The 18,704-nt window shown below is 55.7% G+C and carries 16 protein-coding genes; 6 read left to right on the forward strand and 10 right to left on the reverse strand.

What is annotated here, in order from left to right; translation table 11 throughout:
* Positions 1–36 precede the first annotated feature (36 nt).
* From FHW66_RS10810 to FHW66_RS10845, 8 genes are all read right to left on the reverse strand, one after another.
* Positions 37–1,401 (reverse strand): LLM class flavin-dependent oxidoreductase, encoded by a 1,365-nt coding sequence (locus FHW66_RS10810; RefSeq protein WP_183379798.1) that lies wholly within the window; start codon positions 1,399–1,401, stop codon positions 37–39.
* A gap of 97 nt (positions 1,402–1,498) precedes the next feature.
* Positions 1,499–2,386: an amidohydrolase gene (locus FHW66_RS10815; RefSeq protein WP_183379799.1), complete on the reverse strand. Its 888-nt coding sequence runs from the start codon at positions 2,384–2,386 to the stop codon at positions 1,499–1,501.
* Positions 2,387–2,474: 88 nt separating this feature from the next.
* Positions 2,475–3,428, reverse strand: coding sequence for an ABC transporter substrate-binding protein (locus tag FHW66_RS10820; RefSeq protein WP_183379800.1), 954 nt, complete (start codon positions 3,426–3,428; stop codon positions 2,475–2,477).
* Between the two features lie 50 nt (positions 3,429–3,478).
* Positions 3,479–4,486: an ABC transporter permease gene (locus FHW66_RS10825; protein ID WP_255458930.1), complete on the reverse strand. Its 1,008-nt coding sequence runs from the start codon at positions 4,484–4,486 to the stop codon at positions 3,479–3,481.
* A gap of 49 nt (positions 4,487–4,535) precedes the next feature.
* Positions 4,536–6,089: a sugar ABC transporter ATP-binding protein gene (locus FHW66_RS10830; RefSeq protein WP_183379802.1), complete on the reverse strand. Its 1,554-nt coding sequence runs from the start codon at positions 6,087–6,089 to the stop codon at positions 4,536–4,538.
* A 48-nt stretch (positions 6,090–6,137) separates the two neighbouring features.
* The gene (locus tag FHW66_RS10835; protein ID WP_183379803.1) at positions 6,138–6,479 is read right to left on the reverse strand and encodes an L-rhamnose mutarotase; all 342 of its coding nucleotides are present in this window, start codon (positions 6,477–6,479) and stop codon (positions 6,138–6,140) included.
* Positions 6,480–6,499: 20 nt separating this feature from the next.
* Positions 6,500–7,276 (reverse strand): SDR family oxidoreductase, encoded by a 777-nt coding sequence (locus FHW66_RS10840; RefSeq protein ID WP_183379804.1) that lies wholly within the window; start codon positions 7,274–7,276, stop codon positions 6,500–6,502.
* An 81-nt stretch (positions 7,277–7,357) separates the two neighbouring features.
* The gene (locus FHW66_RS10845) at positions 7,358–8,635 is read right to left on the reverse strand and encodes an L-fuconate dehydratase (protein WP_183379805.1); all 1,278 of its coding nucleotides are present in this window, start codon (positions 8,633–8,635) and stop codon (positions 7,358–7,360) included.
* 313 nt (positions 8,636–8,948) lie between these two features.
* Between FHW66_RS10845 and FHW66_RS10850 the strand changes: the two genes are divergently transcribed.
* Positions 8,949–9,776: an IclR family transcriptional regulator gene (locus tag FHW66_RS10850; RefSeq protein WP_370543446.1), complete on the forward strand. Its 828-nt coding sequence runs from the start codon at positions 8,949–8,951 to the stop codon at positions 9,774–9,776.
* A 24-nt stretch (positions 9,777–9,800) separates the two neighbouring features.
* Here FHW66_RS10850 and FHW66_RS10855 read toward each other — a convergent pair whose 3' ends face one another.
* Positions 9,801–10,487, reverse strand: a complete 687-nt coding sequence (locus FHW66_RS10855; RefSeq protein WP_183379806.1) for a hypothetical protein — start codon at positions 10,485–10,487, stop codon at positions 9,801–9,803.
* 281 nt (positions 10,488–10,768) lie between these two features.
* Between FHW66_RS10855 and FHW66_RS10860 the strand changes: the two genes are divergently transcribed.
* Positions 10,769–11,416 carry a protein-L-isoaspartate O-methyltransferase gene (locus FHW66_RS10860; protein WP_183379807.1) on the forward strand — a complete coding sequence of 216 codons (648 nt, stop codon included), beginning with the start codon at positions 10,769–10,771 and terminating at the stop codon, positions 11,414–11,416.
* Between the two features lie 8 nt (positions 11,417–11,424).
* Complete coding sequence (locus FHW66_RS10865; RefSeq protein WP_183379808.1) at positions 11,425–11,748, forward strand: rhodanese-like domain-containing protein; 324 nt, start codon at positions 11,425–11,427, stop codon at positions 11,746–11,748.
* A 63-nt stretch (positions 11,749–11,811) separates the two neighbouring features.
* On the opposite strand, the gene FHW66_RS10870 is transcribed toward FHW66_RS10865, so the two are convergent.
* The gene (locus FHW66_RS10870; protein ID WP_183379809.1) at positions 11,812–12,444 is read right to left on the reverse strand and encodes a TetR family transcriptional regulator; all 633 of its coding nucleotides are present in this window, start codon (positions 12,442–12,444) and stop codon (positions 11,812–11,814) included.
* A gap of 401 nt (positions 12,445–12,845) precedes the next feature.
* On the opposite strand from FHW66_RS10870, the gene FHW66_RS10875 reads away from it, so the two are divergent.
* The 3 genes from FHW66_RS10875 to FHW66_RS10885 are packed head-to-tail and all read left to right on the forward strand — an operon-like array spanning position 12,846 to position 18,689.
* Positions 12,846–14,087, forward strand: coding sequence for an efflux RND transporter periplasmic adaptor subunit (locus tag FHW66_RS10875; RefSeq protein ID WP_183379810.1), 1,242 nt, complete (start codon positions 12,846–12,848; stop codon positions 14,085–14,087).
* An 11-nt stretch (positions 14,088–14,098) separates the two neighbouring features.
* On the forward strand, positions 14,099–17,248 hold the full coding sequence (locus tag FHW66_RS10880) for an efflux RND transporter permease subunit (RefSeq protein WP_183379811.1): 3,150 nt from the start codon (positions 14,099–14,101) through the stop codon (positions 17,246–17,248).
* Positions 17,241–18,689 carry an efflux transporter outer membrane subunit gene (locus tag FHW66_RS10885; RefSeq protein WP_183379812.1) on the forward strand — a complete coding sequence of 483 codons (1,449 nt, stop codon included), beginning with the start codon at positions 17,241–17,243 and terminating at the stop codon, positions 18,687–18,689. Before FHW66_RS10880 ends, FHW66_RS10885 begins: the two co-directional genes overlap by 8 nt.
* Positions 18,690–18,704 lie beyond the last annotated feature (15 nt).

Raw genomic sequence — 18,704 nt, forward strand, 5'->3', positions numbered from 1 at the left:
GTGCCTTAGCACCTGAACACGCTACCGCCTGAACATTCAGGCGGCCTTGTGCTGCTGGTTGCTCTGTGCAAATACACTTGCTGGCCGCGCCAGTCCCAGATGCTCGCGCAAGGTAGTGCCGCTGTATTCGCGTCGGAAGATTCCGCGCTGCTGCAGGATCGGCACAACACCATCGACAAAATCCTGAAGACCACCCGGTAAAGCATCCGGCATCAGATTGAAGCCATCGGCAGCGCCGGCCCGGAACCAGTGTTCAATATCGTCCGCAATTTGCTCGGGTGTACCTACCAACACGCGATGACCACCGCCGCCACTGAGTGCATAGATCAATTGCCGAACCGTCTGCCCATGGTGCCGTGCCAGCGCTAGTGTGGCGTTGAAGAAGGTATGGTTGCCGTTGCCGCCATTAGGCAAGGCAAGATTGTCCGGCAATGCCTCATCAAGCTTGAGTCGGTCAGCGCTAATGCCAAGAATCCCGGCGAGGCGGTTCAGACTGTAACTCCAGGGAATCAGATCAATCAGTTGATCACGTCGCTGACGTGCCTCGGCCTCGGTGGCACCGATAACGGTTGCCAGTCCTGCCAGAATTTTGACCGCGTGCGGACCGCGTCCGAAGGCCGCTGCGCGACTGTTGATATCGCAGCTGTAGGCCAGTGATTCTTCCAGTGACTGCGAGGCTGAAAATACAGCCTCCGCATGACGCGCAGCCAGTTCGCGACCATCCCCCGAACCACCTGCCTGTACCAGCACCGGCTGCCCCTGTGGTGAGCGTGGCAGATTGAGTGGTCCGTATACGGAAAAATGGGCTCCGCGATGGGCAACCGGATGCACCTTGGTCACATCGATAAAGCGTCCGTCGGTCTTGTCACCAATGACAGCATCGTCTTCCCAGCTGTCCCAGAGCAGTTTGACCACCTCGGTGAATTCGTGGGCACGCGCATAGCGGGCGGCGTGATCCGGTACGGCGTCATGACCGAAGTTGCGCGCCGATGCCAGATCAGCGGTGGTCACCACATTCCAGCCAGCACGACCATGGCTGACATGGTCTAGCGTCGCAAAGCGACGCGCGATATTGTAGGGCTCGTTGTAGCTGGTGGAGGCAGTACCGATGACCCCGATGCGTGAAGTCGCCGCCGCGATGCTTGCCAGCAGAACAGTCGGCTCCAGCGCCGTGATGGGGCGAAAGTCGATCTGCTCAACGATAGAAGCATTGTCCGCCAGGAATACGGCATCAAATTTGGCAGCTTCGGCAAGTTGAGCGATACGGATGTAATGATTCACATCGCTGAAAGCGTATGGATCGGCATCCGGCAAACGCCAGGCCGAGGGCACAAAGCCGGAGTGCAGGATATTGACATTCAGATGCAGGCTGCGCGCTTGCTCGTGCTGGTGTTCGCTCATGACGGTGCAGTCCCTTGGGCAGAAAAGAAAAGTCGATTCTCTTGCGCCACCATCGGCACCGCCACGAATAAATCTGCATATTCATATTTGGCAGAGTTCAGCCGGGAATTGAGTCGGTAAAATCAGTCATGCCATAACAGCGCGCTGCTGTACCGCCCCATAGCGCAGCCTGCTCATCAGGATGCAGATTATCCCGACTCCATTGCGTCACCAGTTGCGCCACGTCTGCATAGGAAGCTGCCAGCAGGCATACCGGCCAATCCGAACCAAACATCAGCCGCTGCGGACCAAAAGCTGCCAACGCCAGATCCAGACAAAGACGGATGTGTGACAGATCTTGCGTCTGCAAACCGGCACGCCAGTCTGCTTCCGTGACAAGTCCGGACAGTTTGCACACAACATGCGGCATAGCCGCCAGTGTTTGCAGATGCTGGCGCCAATGGTGCACCGTCTCTGGCGCGTCAAACTCGCGCAGGGCCGGCTTACCGAGATGGTCCAGCACCAGCCAGTGCTGGTCATGTCGCGCACAGAATGCAGGTATCTGTGGCAATTGCTGCTGCGTGACCAGCACGTCGTAGACATAGCCCAACTGCTGCACCAACGCCACACCGCGATTGAAATCCGGCCGCGCGAGAAAGCCCGGTACATCTGGTTCATCCTGCACCTGATGGCGCCAGCCCAGCAGTTTGGGATGCTGCCACGATGCCAGTCGCTCGACCAAATCGTCGGCGCACAGGTCCTCCCAACCAACGACGCCCGCAATCCATGGGGTGTCTTGTGCCAAGGCCAGCAGAAACCCAGTTTCCTGCGAATCAGCACGTGCCTGTACGGCAATCGTGGCCTGTATTGTGTTCGTCTGCAAAATTGCTTGTAAGGAGTCAGGCAAACGATCGTTTGCCAGTATCGTCATGTCACTGGCGATCCAGGGATAATCCTCAATGCGGTAGCGCCAGAAGTGCTGATGCGCGTCGATGCGTATTGTCATATTGGTGGGCCGCAAAAACAGAAGTGCCGGCCACGACCTGTGAGGGAGGCCATGGCCGACGTGCTATCTCGATCTACATCAAACCCTGTCAATCGTAGAGAACAGCGGCAATTTTGGGATCACCAATATTGCTCTTGTCATACCAGTAAAAGCCCGTATCGATCACCTTGGGCAGCGTCTCGCCCTTGATTGCCTTGACTGCAGCCTCAACGGTCTTGTAACCGATGCCGACCGGATTCTGTGTAATCGCGCCCGCCATTGACCCGTCACGAATCGCATCCTTCTGTTGTTTACCGGAATCAAAGCCGATCACAATCAGTTTGCGCTTCATTTCGCGCACGCCATTGAGTACGCCGATGGCCGAGCCTTCATTGGTGCCAAAAGCGCCCTTCAGGTTGGGATAGGCCTGCAGAATCGACTTGGTGATTTCAGTCGACTTCAACTGATCGCCACCGCCATACTGCACGCTAACAATCTTGATGTTGGGATAAGCAGCCTTGATCCGTTCGACGAAGCCATCGCGACGATCAATACCGGTGCGACTAGTCTGGTCGTGGGCGACCACCGCGATTTCGCCTTCCTTGCCAATCAGCGCGGCCATCTTGTCAGCGGCCAGGGCAGCAGCAGCCTTGTTGTCGGTACTAGCGGTCGTCACCGGAATATCACTGTCGACACCAGAGTCAAATGCGACCACGGGAATCTTCGCAGCCTGCGCTTTCTTCAGCAGCGGCAAGGCTGCCTTGCTATCGAGTGCAGCAAAGCCGAGTGCGCGCGGCTTCTTGGCTAGTGCCGCCGACAGCATGTCAATCTGCTTGTCGACCATCGCTTCGGTCTCTGGTCCTTCGAACGAGACCTTGACATTGAAATCCTTGCCAGCCTGCAGCGCGCCCGCTTTCACGGCTTGCCAGAACTGGTGCTGAAAACCTTTGGAAATGAGTGGAATATAAATTTCATCAGCCGCGTGTGCGACCAGTGCGCTACCACTCATGCCAACTGCCAACGTCAAACCAATGGCAAGATTGATTGCTCTTCTCTTTATCATGTAATGTCTCCTTGGTGGATGGATCAGACTGCTGGGTGATACGTATTGCATTACTGCCGGCGACGACGCAGGATGTCCATGTACACCGCCAGGATGATGATGATGCCGGTGACGACGGTTTGCCATTCCTGCGCCACCGACATGATGCGCAAACCGTTGATCAGTACACTCATAATGAAAGCGCCGATGATGGTGCCCAGAATGGTGCCGGTACCACCCGATAGTGAGGTCCCGCCGATCACGACAGCGGCAATCGCATCCAGCTCATAACCTTGCCCCAGCGCTGGTTGCGCCGAATTCAGACGGGATGCAATCAGTAAGCCGGCAATGCCGCAGATGGCACCACTGAGGGTATAGACGGTTACCTTCCAGAAATCGACCCGCACCCCCGACAGACGCAGCGCTTCTTCATTGCTGCCCAGCGCAAAGGTGTAACGCCCCAGAACGGTTTTGTTGAGTACGATGCTGGCTGCCAGTGCCACCAGAAACAGGATCAGTACTGCATTAGGAATGGGTAACGCGGGCACCAGATCACCGATCAGGGAATCCTGGGAAATCATCGAGAAATTGGGCGTGTCATTGAAGTAAATTGGCTTGGTCCCCGAGATCACCAGAGACAGTCCCTTGAGCAGCATCATCATGCCCAGCGTGGCAATAAACGGCGGCACCTTGAGCTTGGCAATCAACATGCCTGAAGTCCAGCCACACAAGGCACCGAAGAGAATCGCTGCAGCGACACCAACACCCAGGGGCAAACCCATGTAAGTGAGCACGACACCGGCCATGACCGCGCAAAAGGTCATCATCGTGCCGACCGACAGATCAATCCCGGCGGTAATGATCACAAAGGTACAAGCAACTGCGAGCACACCATTGACTGCCGTTGACTGCAGAATGCTGACCAGGTTTTCTATCTGCAGAAAATTTTCATTGGCACAGCTAAAAAACACCAGTAGTACCAGCAAGCTGGCAAAGGCCAGCAATTTCTGCCGCGTGACGGGATTAAACAAACGCGCGCGCCAGCCAGTGGGCTCGCTCGGTACGGGAGTGGTGCTCATGGTCAGATTGGCCTGGTGAATGGAATTGGGTTGATTTACCATGGTGATCTCAATGGGAAGATGGCATGACAGTGGCGGCGCGCCGGGTTGCCAGTTGCATGATTTTTTCCTGTGTCGCTTCAGCGGCACTGAGCTCGCCGGTGATGCGCCCTTCGCACATGATCAGCACCCGATGACTCATGCGCAGTACCTCGGGCAATTCGGAGGAAATCATGACGATGGCCTTACCCTGTGCCGCCAATGCATGGATAAGTTTATAGATCTCGCTCTTGGCACCGACGTCAATGCCGCGTGTCGGCTCATCAAAGAACAGGATGTCGCAATCGCGTAGCAACCATTTGGCGATCACGATTTTTTGCTGATTTCCACCAGATAGAAGTCGCGCTGGCTGATCGATTGTGGGCGTCTTGATGCTGAGCTGGCGCACATACTGTTCAGCCATTTGTTTGATGGCGCCGTCATCCAGGAAGATGCCCTGCTTGCGAAAGCGCTGCATGCTCGAGAGTGCCATATTGGTCTTGACGTCGAGGCCGGTCGCTAGGCCAAAGTGCTTTCGGTCCTCGGAGAGATAGCCGATGCCATACGCCACTGCATCGGCCGGTGATTTGATATTGGCAAGGCTTCCACGTACCCGTATCTCTCCTGCATCAATCGGGTCTGCACCAAAGATGGCGCGCGCCACTTCCGTGCGTCCGGCGCCCATCAGTCCGGCAAAACCAAGGATTTCTCCTTTGCGCAGCTCAAAGCTGACATCGCGGATCGTATCGCCGCGCTGCAGACCTTGCACCTCCAGTACCACTTCATTGCGGCTGGTATCGACATCCATCGGCCCGGCATTCTCGAGTTGACGCCCCACCATCATGGCAATGATGGTGTCGACTGGCGTGCCTTCGGTCGTGACGGTGGCAATATATCTGCCATCGCGCATGACGGTGACACGGTTGGAGATGCGCTGTAATTCATCCATCTTGTGCGAGATGTAGATGATACCTACACCCTGTGACTGCAGCTCGCCAATGATCCGAAACAATTCGTCGATCTCGGCATTATTGAGTGCGGCAGTCGGTTCATCCATGATCAGTACACGCGAATCAAAGGACAATGCTTTAGCAATTTCCACCATTTGCTGTCTGGCGACGGTGAGCTCAGCGATGCGGGTGCGAGGATCGAGATCAAGACGCATGCGTGCGAAGATGGCGGCGGCCTTACGATTGAGCTCGGCATCATCGAGAAACAGACCAAAACGGCCCCGTGGTTCACGTCCGATGAACATGTTCTGGGCTGCGCTCAGATGCTGCATCAGATTGAGTTCCTGATGAATGATACCGATCCCCAGTGCCTGCGCTGCCCGAGGCCCGTCGATCTCGACTGCTTGGCCATTGACCAGAATCTCACCGGCATCCTTTTGGTACACCCCGGACAGAATTTTCATCAGGGTTGATTTACCGGCACCGTTCTCGCCCATCAGCGCATGAACCTCACCGGGCATCAGATCCAACTGGCAATTATCCAGCGCCAGCACGCCAGGAAAACGCTTGCTGACATCCTTTAATTCGATCAAGGGAGGCATTGAAATTGCCTGCTGTGTTTGCGATTGCTGCATACCTGCCTCTTCTCCACCGTCACTGTGAAAGGCATATCCTGCCTGACATCAAGCCACGTGCTGCAAGTCAAAAACAAGGGTCATCGGCGTCCACTTCTGCCCTTGCGGAGTCCATGGTGTTGGTGCCTGAAATTGCCACATCAGGGCTTCCCATTCCTGCACCCTGCTATTCTGTTCTGCCGCGCGCACCATGGCAGCGGCGTCATAGCGCGTGTCGTCGGTTTCCATGATCATGGTCATGCGCGTGCCCAGCCGGAATATCTGCATGCCGATCACACCGTGCTGGTTCAGGTGCGCGGCAATCTCGGGCCAGATGCGCTGATGATGTTCTTCATAGCGTGCAATCAGTACCGCATCATCCTTGAGGTCTAGTGCCAGGCAATAGCGCATTGCTTTCTCCTTGCCGCAGATCAGCTCAATGCCCGGTCCAGGTGAGTATAACCACCATCGACAAATACCCATTGTCCAGTGGTGTGCGAAGCCCGGGACGATAGCAGGAATACGGCGGTATCCGCCATTTCCTCGGCGGTGGTAAAGCGCTTGTCAAAAGGGATTTTGCTGGCGATGGTGGCCAGCTTTTGCTCGGGATTGTCAAAACCGGCGAGCCATTTTTCGTAGAGTGGTGTCATGACCTCTGCCGGAATCAGCGCATTCACGCGGACACCATCGTCTGCCAGCGCGGCTGCCCATTCCCGGGTCAGCGACAATTGCGCCCCCTTGGCGGCACAATAACCGCTGGTATTACCTTGACCAGTTACCGCAGTTTTGGATGAGATATTCAGAATGGCACCGCGACTGGCCTTGAGATGCGGCACGCAGTAATGCGCCATGACGTAGTAGTGGATCAGATTCTTTTCCAGCGACAACACAAAAGCGCTACGTCCGGCATCGAGTCCGACGCCATCGTTGATTCCGGCATTGTTGACCAGTCCATCAAGACGGCCAAACTGGCGCACGGTCGCCGTCACGGCATCACGGCACTTGTCTTCGTCGATCAGATCAAGCTGAAAAAACTGTGCACGGTGCTGACGCTGCAACAACTGCTGTTGAAATGCCGGCGTCGGTTCAGTGCGACCAAAGATAACAGGGATGGCACCTTCCGCTGCCAACTGCAGCGAGATCGCGGCACCAATACCGGAAGCACCGCCGGTGACGATCACCACCTTGTCTTGCAAATGTAAATCCACGATGTGTCTCCATCTGACTGCTTTTTTATTGTGCTGATCTGGATCGAACGTAATGCACGCTATCCTGCGTGCCGATGAACGTCAACCGCGAAACTGATATTGCTCCAGAGATGCCGCCTTCATCGTGATCGAAAATCCCGGCGCCGTTGGCGGTAGATAAGCGGCGTTGCGGATAACACAAGGATCCTCAAAATGTTCATGCAGATGATCGACATATTCGGTCACGCGGCCGTCGGCGGTGCCGGAGACGCACAGATAATCGATCATCGACAGATGTTGCACGTATTCGCATAAACCGACACCACCAGCATGCGGGCAGACCGGCAAGTTGTATTTGGCGGCCATGAGCAAGACGGCGAGGATTTCATTGACGCCACCCAGACGGCAGGCATCAATCTGCACCACATCAATTGCACCGCGCATGATGAATTGCTTGAACAGGACGCGGTTCTGGCACATCTCGCCGGTAGCGACCTTGACCGCACCGATCCCAGCGCGGATCTTGCGGTGCCCTTCCACATCATCCGGGCTGGTTGGCTCTTCGATAAACCACGGTTTGGCAAACGCCAGGGCATTGACCCAGTCGATGGCCTGATCGACTTCCCATACCTGATTGGCGTCAATCATCAGATGGCGTTGCGGACCAATGACTTCCCGGGCAATCCTGAGCCGCCGCTGATCGTCGGCCAGATCCCGTCCGACCTTGAGTTTGATGTGATTGAAGCCGCTATCGATAGCTTCCTGGCAGAGCCGACGCAATTTGGCATCGTCATAACCAAGCCAGCCGGCGGATGTGGTGTAGCAGGGATAACCATGCTCCTGCAATTGCGCGAGCCGTGCTTCCTTGCCGGGCTCCTGCGCCTTGAGCAAGGCCAGCGCCTCACCCGGCGTGATGCAGTCGGTCAGATAACGGAAATCGATACAGCGCACAAATTGCTCCGGCGACATATCCGCCACCAGCTTCCACAATGGCTTGCCCTCCGCCTTGGCCCACAGATCCCAGACCGCGTTGACCACTGCGCCGGTAGCCAGATGGATTGCCCCTTTGTCCGGCCCGATCCAGCGCAACTGACTATCTGACGTCACCGCACGCCAGAAGCTGCCCATGTCTGCCGCGATGGCTTCCAGGCGCTGCCCGACCACCAGATGCTGCATCGCGCTGATCGCGGCGCAGCAGATTTCATTGCCACGGCCAATCGTGAAGGTCAGTCCATGCCCCTGCAGTCCAGGCCGATCGGTTTCCAGAATGACGTAGGCAGCTGAATAATCCGGATCCGGATTCATGGCGTCAGAACCGTCCAGTGTGCGGGAAGTCGGGAAGCGCACATCCAGTACGCGCAGAGAAGTAATGATCGTCATCGTGTGGTGGCTGCCAATCTATGCAAGTGGAGAAACAGGGACCGGAGAATCAGGTTGAGATCATTATCACACGCAACTTTTAATTCATCAATGAAAATTGTTTTTATATTTAAATTTAACTTGATAGAATTTTCGTATCACTGGAAGGGGTGTAGCAGTGCAATATGCAGATCAACAAGGCATTGCGATAAGTTTTTATCGTAAAGCGATAGCAAAAACGAGATACTTCCACGATAATTTATCCTGCACAGGCTTGAAAAAGTATTTTATTCATGAAATTCCCATATCATCTTTATCTTTGAAGGACAACGCTGTGCCCACCGCCATCAGCAACGATACCGACAACAACCCGTCCGGCAACGACAGTGGCAAATCACGCTATGCGGCCCCCGCTCTGGACAAGGGGCTGGACATTCTGGAACTGCTCAGCAGATCGGAACAAATGCTGACCCTGAATCAGATCTCCCGGCAATTGGGACGCAGCGTCAATGAAATTTTCCGTATGGTCGTCACGCTGGAACAGCGCGGCTATCTGATTGCCGACAACGACCAATACCGGCTTTCGCTCAAGCTGTTTGAGCTGGCCCATCATCACCAGCCGATCCGCTCACTGGTCAATACCGCATTACCCCATATGCGCGAGCTGGCCAACCGCAGCATGCAGTCGACCCACCTCACTCTCTACGAAGCCGGCCGGGTGATTGTCGTGGCGCAGGTTGATAGTCCGGAGCGCTGGGCCTTTGGCCTCAAGGTTGGCGCACTGGTGAGCCTGACCGATACCGCATCAGGACATGTCTTGCTGTCGTTTCGGGATGAGGCGGAACGCGGGCGCATGCTGGCCGCGCATGTGAAGATGGATGGGGAACCGGATATCGACCACGCGCAATTGCTGCGCCAGCTGGAGGAAACCCGGCAACGCGGCTTCTCACGCATGGATAGCCGGCAGATCAGAGGCGTGGTGAATTTATCCTATCCGGTACTGGGCGCCAATGAGCGCATGCTGGCCGCACTCAATGTGCCCTACATTGAGCGCATCGACAAGAAGGTCAATCCCAGTCTGGATGAGGTGCAGGAAATCGTGCGCGAAATTTCGATCCGTCTGTCGCGGCTGATGGGCAGCAGCCTCGGCGACCAAGCATAGACGAACCAGCGCAGACGATCAGGATCAGCCGGGCTTGGTGATTCCGGGCAGGCGCGCCAGCGCGGCCTTGTGCTTCTTCAGCTCGGAATGCTCAATCGCACTGCCGGTAATGGTGTAACGGCTGTAAGCCGCCTGCAGATCAGCGTTGAAGTCATGTTCGGTTTTGACCGGACGCCAGCCGGTATAGCCCAGCTCTTCTACCTGGGTGGTATTGCCGTCATAGACAATGCTGACCTGACGCACTTCTTGCTCGTCGCGAAACTCTTGCAAAAAACCCTTGGCATCGTAGCTGGCAGTAGAGGTGCCTTGCAGGAAGTTGTCGATACTGGCATTGAGCGCATTTTCGCGCGCGGCAAGGGCTTCAGTTTCTGCCTGCGTCAGCAGTTCGGTGACGCCCGGGTGATCATCGAGCAAGGTGATAAAGGCACCTGCACGTTCATCCCCCTCTTCCAGCGTATAGCCTTTTTTCGCCGAAAAAATACGCATCTTCGGCGGTACCTTGATCCCATAATTGCCGACCAGCGAGGTCAAGGCCATGGTCAAGGCGGGACTAACGTCGGGCCGGAACGAACTGACAATGCCATCGGCGCCGGTCTGACGGGTAGCCATCAGATTATTGAAGGCAATCTCGTTGCTGCTACGTGCGTATACCTTGGCCGCAGGAGAAGCCGGAACGTTATTGATCTTGAACTGGTTATTGATGGTGGCCATTGCCGCTCCCCGCGAAATACCACGATCGGTCATCGTGCATGATGGCGACGCTTGACGATGAGCAACGTTATCAGAGCGACAACAGCCATTCACGCGCAAACACCCGTACGAGTATTGTAAGAGTGTTTTACAAGCGTCGCACAAAAGAACAGAGGCATTTCATGCCCGCTGCTCTGCGGACAACAGGGCGACACTTGCGCAGCTTTGCATGCGGCAACGCTGTCTCAGAGCGCCCGTGTTTGCTAAAATGCTGCTTTTACGTCGTTATCGAGCCCACTGCCATGAATATCGAACAAGCCCGTTTCAACATGATTGAACAGCAAATCCGCCCTTGGAATGTGCTGGCGCAGGACATCCTGGACCTGCTGACCGTGGTCAAGCGCGAAGAATTCGTGCCTGCCGCCTATCGCGGCATGGCCTTCTTCGATACCGACATTCCACTGCCAGGCGGTGAAAACATGCTGGCACCGAAGGTGGAAGCACGCATCCTGCAGGAAGCCAACGTCAAAAAGCATGAGCAAGTCCTGGAAATTGGTGCTGGCTCAGGCTACATGGCTGCACTGCTGGCCTACAAGGCACGCCATGTCACCACCGTGGAAATCGATCCGGACCTGAAGGCGCTGGCAGAAAAGAATCTGGGCACCAATGGCGTGACCAACGTCAGCGTGGAACTGGGTAATGGCGCGCAAGGCTGGAATGGCGAATATGATGTGATCATCATCTCGGGTGCACTGGCAAGCTTGCCGCAAGCTTTCCTGCAACAGATCAAGGTCGGCGGACGTATTCTGGCGATCATCGGTGAAGCACCGGTAATGAACCTGCAGGTCATTACCCGCACATCGGAACAGGTCTATGACACCGTGAACGTCTTTGAACTGATGGCAAAGTCCTTGCACGCAGCGGCTCCGGTTTCCCACTTCACGTTCTGAGCAGCATCATGGAACTGATCACTGCACCGGAACTGGCTGCCTGGATTGCGGATCCGGAGCGGCCCTCCCCGCTTCTGCTGGATGTCCGTGAACCGTGGGAATATGAAACCTGTCATCTGGCATCAGCGCAACTGATGCCGATGAACAGCATTCCCAGCCGCTTCACCGAACTCGACGAAGAACAAGTGGTGGTCTGTATTTGCCATCATGGCGCACGCAGCATGCAGGTCGCCAATTTTCTGGAGCGCCAGGGCTTTACCCGGGTGCACAATCTGACCGGCGGCATCCATGCCTGGGCAACCCAGGTCGATCCGACCATGCAGACGTATTGATCCGTAAAGAAAACGCTTGTCATGAATTAGCCCCGCCGGATGCGGGGCTTTTTTCGTCTTGCATCAGGAAATCAGGGTCGGTGCAGTCTTGAGTGCGTGAACACTCGCCGCCAGCAACTTCTCTGCATCTTCAGCCAGATCAAAACTATCTGGCGCAAAGAACCAGTCACCCAACAAGCCATTGAAACTACTGTGCATGTGCAAGGCCGCCAGACGAATATTCAGTCCGGCGGGCAATTGTCCACAAGCAATCGCATTCCGGAGAATCTGCTCGATCAGCAACATTGCCCTGAGCTGACATTCACGCTGCCGAATCAAAATTGGATCGCTAGCGCTGACACATTCCCATTTGTTGTAAATGATGTCGAATACCTTGCGACAACGCGGATCAGTCACTGCCTGCTTCAACACATAAGCACCGCCTCGAACGAACTCGCCGAGCGGATCAGCCAATCGCGGGTTCGCGTTTTCCTCCAGCACTGCCTCCATCGGCAATCGCACGCGATCACACATGGCATCGAATAAATCACTCTTGTTCTTAAAATGCCAGTAGATGGCACCACGCGTTACCTGTGCCTGCTTCGCAACATCGGCCAGTGAAGTGCGTGCAACGCCTTGCTCGAAAAAAACCTGCTCGGCCGCATCAAGAATGCGTGAGCGCGTTTCCAGAGCCTCTTCCTTGGTCGAACGTGCCATGATCAGTTGGCCGCGAAAAATGTGATGTTCATTGTCGAGTCCTCCTACCGTTGTTGTGCAATATAGACAAATTGTCGCAATTGTCTTTGACAAAACCATCATTTCGCGAAAATCTGCGCTCTGGGTTGAAGTATTTCAAGAATTTTTGCACTAACTCACATGAAAACATACATTCAAGGATGTATGTATAATAGCATCCGATGTAAATCCGCCATCTGGATTTTTACAAAATTCACCAGTCTTTTACATCTCAACAATATTTTCGTTATTCAAGCGTCTTCAGTGTCACCATGTTGCCTCCCGGCACTTGCCATGCGAATCAACATGACATTATTGCTGTCTCTGTCATCGACTCACCTGCTGCTTTGCAGCTTCAACTTTACTTACCGTGCGAGATATTTATGAGCTCAGTTAGTCGTTTCACGCGCCTCACCCTGACCGTTGCCATCGTTACCGCCTTTGCAGGCTGTGGTCAAAAACCGAATGCTCAGGGCATGGGCGGCATGCCTCCAGGAGAAGTCTCCATCGTTACGATCGCCCCAGAGCGCATCACGATCAGCAATGAGCTGCCAGGCCGCATTGAAGCTTTACGTATCGCTGAAGTGCGCGCGCGGGTGGCTGGCATCATTCTCAAACGTCATTTCCGCGAAGGCAGTGAAGTCAAGGCAGGCGAGGTGCTTTATACCATCGATCCGGCGCAATTCAAGGCCAGCTTCGACAGTGCCAAGGCGGCACTGGAAAAATCCCAGGCAACCCTGGTGCAAGCCACGTTGAAGGCACAACGCTACAAGCCACTGGTAGAAGTCAACGCCATCAGCAAACAAGATTACGACGACGCCTATGCGACGCAGAAGCAGGCTGAAGCAGACGTCGCGGCCAACAAGGCTGCCGTACAAACTGCGGCGCTGAACCTCGGTTACGCCACCGTCACTTCACCGATCTCCGGACGTATCGGACGAGCATTGGTGACCGAGGGGGCATTGGTCGGTCAGGGTGAAACAACCCAACTGGCGACCGTGCAACAACTCGACCCGATCTACGTCAATCTGACCCAGTCGAGCACCGATCTGCTGAACCTGCAGCAAGCGATGGCCAGCGGTCAACTGAAGACGATTGGTCAAGGGAAGAACAAAGCACGCGTGACGTTGGTCACCGATGATGGCCGCACCTACCCGCTGCCAGGCAAGCTGCTGTTCTCTGATATCACGGTCGATTCGACCACAGGCTCAGTGACTATCCGCGCCGAATTCCCGAACCCTGATCGTACCTTGCTGCCAGGTATGTATGTGCGTGCCAAGCTGGAACAGGCCGTCAATGAATCGGCGATCCTGGTGCCACAACAGGCCGTGATCCGTGATCTCAATGGCTCAACCGTGCTGGTCGTTGGTGAAGACAACAAGGTTGCAGTACGTCCAGTAAAAACTGGTGCCGCACAGGGTGACAGCTGGGTCGTCACCGATGGTCTCAAGCCGGGTGATCGTGTGATCGTGGAAGGCTTGCAGAAAGTCAAACCAGGCGCACCAGTCAAGCCGGTACAGTGGAAGGGTCCAGTCGGTGCCGCACCTGCTAACGCCGATGCTGCCAGTGCTGCCGCGCCAGATCAGGCCGCCGCCAAGCAGGACGCTGCTAACAAAGCTAATTAAGAGGCTGCCAGATGGGAAAGTTCTTTATTGATCGCCCCGTTTTTGCGTGGGTATTGGCAATTTTCATTCTACTGGGCGGTGCGTTGGCCATTACCGGTCTGCCGGTCGCTCAGTATCCAAGTATTGCGCCGCCGACCATCGTGGTCACGGCAAGCTATCCTGGTGCGACTGCACAAACCCTGGACGATTCGGTCACCAGCCTGATCGAACAGGAAATGAACGGTGCAGATGGCCTGGAATACATTGAGTCACAAAGCCAGGCTAACGGTCAGGTCCAGATCACCGTGACCTTCTCGCCGGAAACCAATGCTGACCTCGCGGCCGTGGACGTGCAAAATCGTCTGAAGCGGGTTGAGGCACGTCTGCCTGCGGCGGTGACGCAGCAGGGTGTACAGGTCGCCAAGTCGCGTAGCAACTATCTGCTGTTCATTGCACTGTCATCGACCGACGGCAAGCTTGATCCGGTGGCATTGGGCGATTATCTGTCGCGTAACGTGCTCAACGAAATCAAACGTGTGCCTGGCGTGGGTCAGGCGCAGCTGTTTGGTACCGAGCGCGCCATGCGTATCTGGATCGATCCTGCCAAACTGGTTGGCCTCAGCCTGACGCCTGCTGACGTAACTGCTGCTATCACGGCGCAAAACGCCCTGGTCGCCGGCGGTACACTGGGTGACTTGCCCAGCCCTGGTACGCAGCAGATTTCTGCGACGGTGGTCGTCAAGGGTCAGCTGACCACACGTGAACAGTTTGGCAATATCATCCTGCGCGCCAATGCTGACGGTTCGTCGGTTCGCCTGCGTGATGTTGCACGCATCGAAGTTGGTGGTCAGGCTTATGACACCTCGGGTCGTCTCGATGGCAAACCCAGCTCCTTCATCGGCGTTCAGCTGTCACCGACCGCGAATGCGCTGGGTACCGCAACCGCTGTTCACAAGAAGATGGAAGAACTGTCCAAGTACTTCCCGAGCGGCGTGAAATACACCATCCCTTACGATACCTCCAAGTTCGTCAAGATTTCGATCGAAGAAGTCGTCAAGACCCTGATCGAAGCGATTGTGCTGGTGTTCCTGGTCATGTTCCTGTTCCTGCAGAACATCCGCTACACCATCATCCCGACCATCGTTGTGCCGGTCGCCTTGATGGGTACCTTTGCGACTTTGTTGTTGTTTGGTTTCTCGATCAACGTGCTGACCATGTTTGGTATGGTGCTGGCGATCGGTATTCTGGTTGACGATGCGATCGTGGTGGTGGAAAACGTCGAGCGCATCATGAGCGAAGAAGGCCTGTCGCCACGTGATGCTACCCGTAAGGCCATGGGCCAGATTACCGGCGCGCTGATCGGTATTACGCTGGTGCTGATCGCGGTATTCATCCCGATGGCATTCTTCGGTGGTGCGGTTGGTGCGATCTATCGCCAGTTCTCGCTGTCGATGGTTGCCTCAATGGTGTTCTCGGTACTGATGGCCTTCACGCTGACTCCAGCGCTGTGCGCCACCATTCTGCTGCCAGTGGAAAAGGGACATCATCACGAGAAGACCGGCTTCTTTGGCTGGTTCAACCGTCGCTTCAACAAGACTGCTGCGGGTTATCAGGGCTTCATTGCCAAGATGCTGACCAAAGCCGGCCGCTACATGATTCTTTATGTGCTGATCGTGGCCTGCGTGGGCTTACTGTATGCACGCCTGCCGTCGTCATTCCTGCCGAATGAAGATCAGGGCTACATCATCACCAACGTCCAGCTGCCCGCGGGCGCCAGCACCAATCGCACACTGGATGTCATCAAGAAGATTGAAGCTTACTATCTGAAGGAACCTGCTGTTGAACACGTTGTGGCAATTACCGGCTTCAGCTTCTCCGGTAGTGGTCAGAATGCCGGTCTGGTGTTTACGCCGCTCAAAGACTGGAGCCTGCGTGACAAGTCGCAATCGGCAGATGCGGTCGCTGGTAAAGCCTTTGGTACGTTCATGCAGATCAAAGATGCGATCGTGTTCCCACTGAACCCGCCGCCAATCCCCGAACTGGGTAACGCCACCGGCTTTACCTTCCGTCTGCAGGATCGCGCAGGTCTGGGACACGAAGCGCTGGTACAGGCTCGTAATCAGATCCTGGGTATGGCATCGCAAAGCAAGGTCCTCGCCGGTGTACGTCCAGAAGGTCTGGAAGACGCACCACAGCTGCAACTGGATATTGACCGCGACAAAGCCAATGCACTTGGCGTGCCGTTCGAGACGATCAATAGTGTCTTGTCGACAGCACTGGGTTCATCGTACGTGAATGACTTCCCGAATCAGGGGCGTCAACAACGTGTGATCGTACAGGCCGATGCGCCCCGTCGTCTGAGTCCGGAAGATCTTTCCAAACTGTATGCCCGCAATTCGGGTGGCACGATGGTCCCCTTCTCGGCATTCACCAGCTCCAAATGGATCCAGGGTCCGGTACAGTTGATTCGCTACAACGGCTATCCGGCAATGAAGATCGCCGGCGGTGCTGCACCTGGTCATAGTACTGGTGAAGCGATGGACGAAATGGAGTCCTTTGTATCCAAGTTGCCACCAGGCTTCGGCTTCGAATGGACCGGTCAGTCACTGGAAGAAAAGACGTCCGGCTCGCAGGCACCGGCACTGTACGCGCTGTCGCTGGTTGCCGTATTCCTGGTGCTGGCTGCGCTGTACGAAAGCACCTCGATCCCGTTGGCAGTGATGCTGGTGGTGCCACTCGGTATTCTCGGTGCACTGCTGGGTGTGACGCTGCGCTTCATGCCGAACGACGTGTACTTCAAGGTGGGGATGATTGCGGTGGTTGGTCTGTCGGCCAAGAACGCGATTCTGATCATCGAATTTGCCAAGGATCTGCAAGCGCAGGGCATGGGGCTGATTGAAGCGACGCTGGAAGCTGTCCATCTGCGTTTCCGTCCGATCATCATGACCTCGCTGGCGTTCATTCTAGGCGTGTTGCCACTGGCGATTGCCAGCGGTGCGGGCTCGGCCAGCCAGCGCGCCATCGGTACTGGCGTGATGGGCGGCATGATCACCGCAACTGTACTGGCGGTATTCCTGGTACCCGTATTCTTTGTCGTTGTCCGCACGGTCTTCAAGAGCAAGAACCCGAAGAAGCCTGACGCCGGCCAACAGCAAATTGAAGTGGAGGAAAAGAATGTTTAAGTTACCAACCCTGCGCCTGCATCAACTGAGTGCAGCATTGCTGGTCGCTGGCGTGCTCTCCGGCTGCTCGCTGGCCCCCACCTACGAGCGTCCACAAGCACCGGTCGAAGCAAGCTATCCGGCAGAGGCTGGTGGTCAGGCTACACATGACGCACTGGTCATGGGCTGGCGCCAGTTCTTCCCGGATCAACGCCTGCAGGCACTGATTGCTGCCGCGCTGGAAAACAATCGCGACCTGCGTACTGCGGTGCTCAACATCGAAGCGGCGCGAGCTCAGTATGAAGTTGCCCGTGCCGATCTGCTGCCAACGCTCAATGCAACTGGCAGCGCAGCGCGTACCCGTTATTCGGCTAGCCAATCAACTACTGGCGCACCGCTTACCTTCAGCAGCTATTCTGCAGGCCTGGCGGTTCCAGCCTATGAACTGGATTTCTTTGGACGGGTACGCAGCCTGAAAGACTACGCACTGGCCAGCTATCTGTCGACCGATGAGGCCAAGCAATCAGCGCAGATCAGCCTGATTGCCCAGGTCGCAGAAGCCTATCTGACTGAACGTTCGTATGCCGAGCAGCTGCAATTGGCAATAGAAACGCTGCATAGCCGTGAAGCCAATCTGGCACTGGCCAAGACGCAATTTGAAGTGGGCGCGTCATCGGCTCTGGATCTACGTCTGTCAGAGACACTGGTGGAGTCGGCGCGAGTGTCCAAGGCGACGTTGGAACGGCAACGCGCACAAGCCGAAAATGCCTTGACACTCCTGGTGGGCAAGAAGATTAACGACTTGCCGCCGGCACAAGAACTGTCTCTACAGAATATCGTCACCGACATTCCTGCTGGCTTGCCGTCGGACCTGCTCACCCGTCGTCCTGACATTCGTTCGGCCGAGCAGTCGCTGATTGCCGCCAATGCCAATATTGGTGCGGCACGTGCGGCATTCTTCCCATCCATCACGCTGACCGGCTCCTATGGCAGTGCCAGCTCGACGTTGAACAAGCTGTTTGATTCGGGCTCAGGTGCGTGGTCGTTCGGGCCTTCGATCAGTATTCCGATCTTCAACTATGGTCGCAACAGTGCCAATCTGGATCTGGCAGAAGTCCGCAAGAATCTGGCTGTGGTTGCCTATGAAAAAGCGATTCAGACTGCATTCCGCGAAGTGGCGGATGCGCTGGTGGCACGCGGTGCGCTGGATGAACAGATCGTCGCACAGGAAAACTACCTGAAGGCAGAGCAGGCACGTCTGAATCTGACCGAGGTACGCTACAAGAACGGCGTTTCTTCTGCACTGGACCGACTGGATGCGCAACGCGACCTGTTCTCGGCGCAACAAGCCCTGATCCAGGCACGGCAGCTACGCCTCAACAATGCGATTGATTTGTATAAGGCATTGGGGGGTGGGTTGAATGAGAATACGACCACCAACTTACCGGTGGCAAAGAACTAGATTCAAAGAAAAAAG

Source organism: Herbaspirillum sp. Sphag64 (assembly GCF_014192645.1).
Taxonomy (GTDB): Bacteria; Pseudomonadota; Gammaproteobacteria; order Burkholderiales; family Burkholderiaceae_D; genus Herbaspirillum.

Coding starts and splice junctions, on each gene's coding strand:
- FHW66_RS10845 (WP_183379805.1), bottom strand. CDS start 8,635: ATGACGATCATTACTTCTCTGCGCGTACTGGATGTGCGCTTCCCGACT.
- FHW66_RS10815 (WP_183379799.1), bottom strand. CDS start 2,386: ATGACAATACGCATCGACGCGCATCAGCACTTCTGGCGCTACCGCATT.
- FHW66_RS10810 (WP_183379798.1), bottom strand. CDS start 1,401: ATGAGCGAACACCAGCACGAGCAAGCGCGCAGCCTGCATCTGAATGTC.
- FHW66_RS10875 (WP_183379810.1), top strand. CDS start 12,846: ATGAGCTCAGTTAGTCGTTTCACGCGCCTCACCCTGACCGTTGCCATC.
- FHW66_RS10825 (WP_255458930.1), bottom strand. CDS start 4,486: ATGAGCACCACTCCCGTACCGAGCGAGCCCACTGGCTGGCGCGCGCGT.
- FHW66_RS10870 (WP_183379809.1), bottom strand. CDS start 12,444: ATGGCACGTTCGACCAAGGAAGAGGCTCTGGAAACGCGCTCACGCATT.
- FHW66_RS10835 (WP_183379803.1), bottom strand. CDS start 6,479: ATGCGCTATTGCCTGGCACTAGACCTCAAGGATGATGCGGTACTGATT.
- FHW66_RS10880 (WP_183379811.1), top strand. CDS start 14,099: ATGGGAAAGTTCTTTATTGATCGCCCCGTTTTTGCGTGGGTATTGGCA.
- FHW66_RS10860 (WP_183379807.1), top strand. CDS start 10,769: ATGAATATCGAACAAGCCCGTTTCAACATGATTGAACAGCAAATCCGC.
- FHW66_RS10855 (WP_183379806.1), bottom strand. CDS start 10,487: ATGGCCACCATCAATAACCAGTTCAAGATCAATAACGTTCCGGCTTCT.
- FHW66_RS10830 (WP_183379802.1), bottom strand. CDS start 6,089: ATGCAGCAATCGCAAACACAGCAGGCAATTTCAATGCCTCCCTTGATC.
- FHW66_RS10865 (WP_183379808.1), top strand. CDS start 11,425: ATGGAACTGATCACTGCACCGGAACTGGCTGCCTGGATTGCGGATCCG.
- FHW66_RS10885 (WP_183379812.1), top strand. CDS start 17,241: ATGTTTAAGTTACCAACCCTGCGCCTGCATCAACTGAGTGCAGCATTG.
- FHW66_RS10820 (WP_183379800.1), bottom strand. CDS start 3,428: ATGATAAAGAGAAGAGCAATCAATCTTGCCATTGGTTTGACGTTGGCA.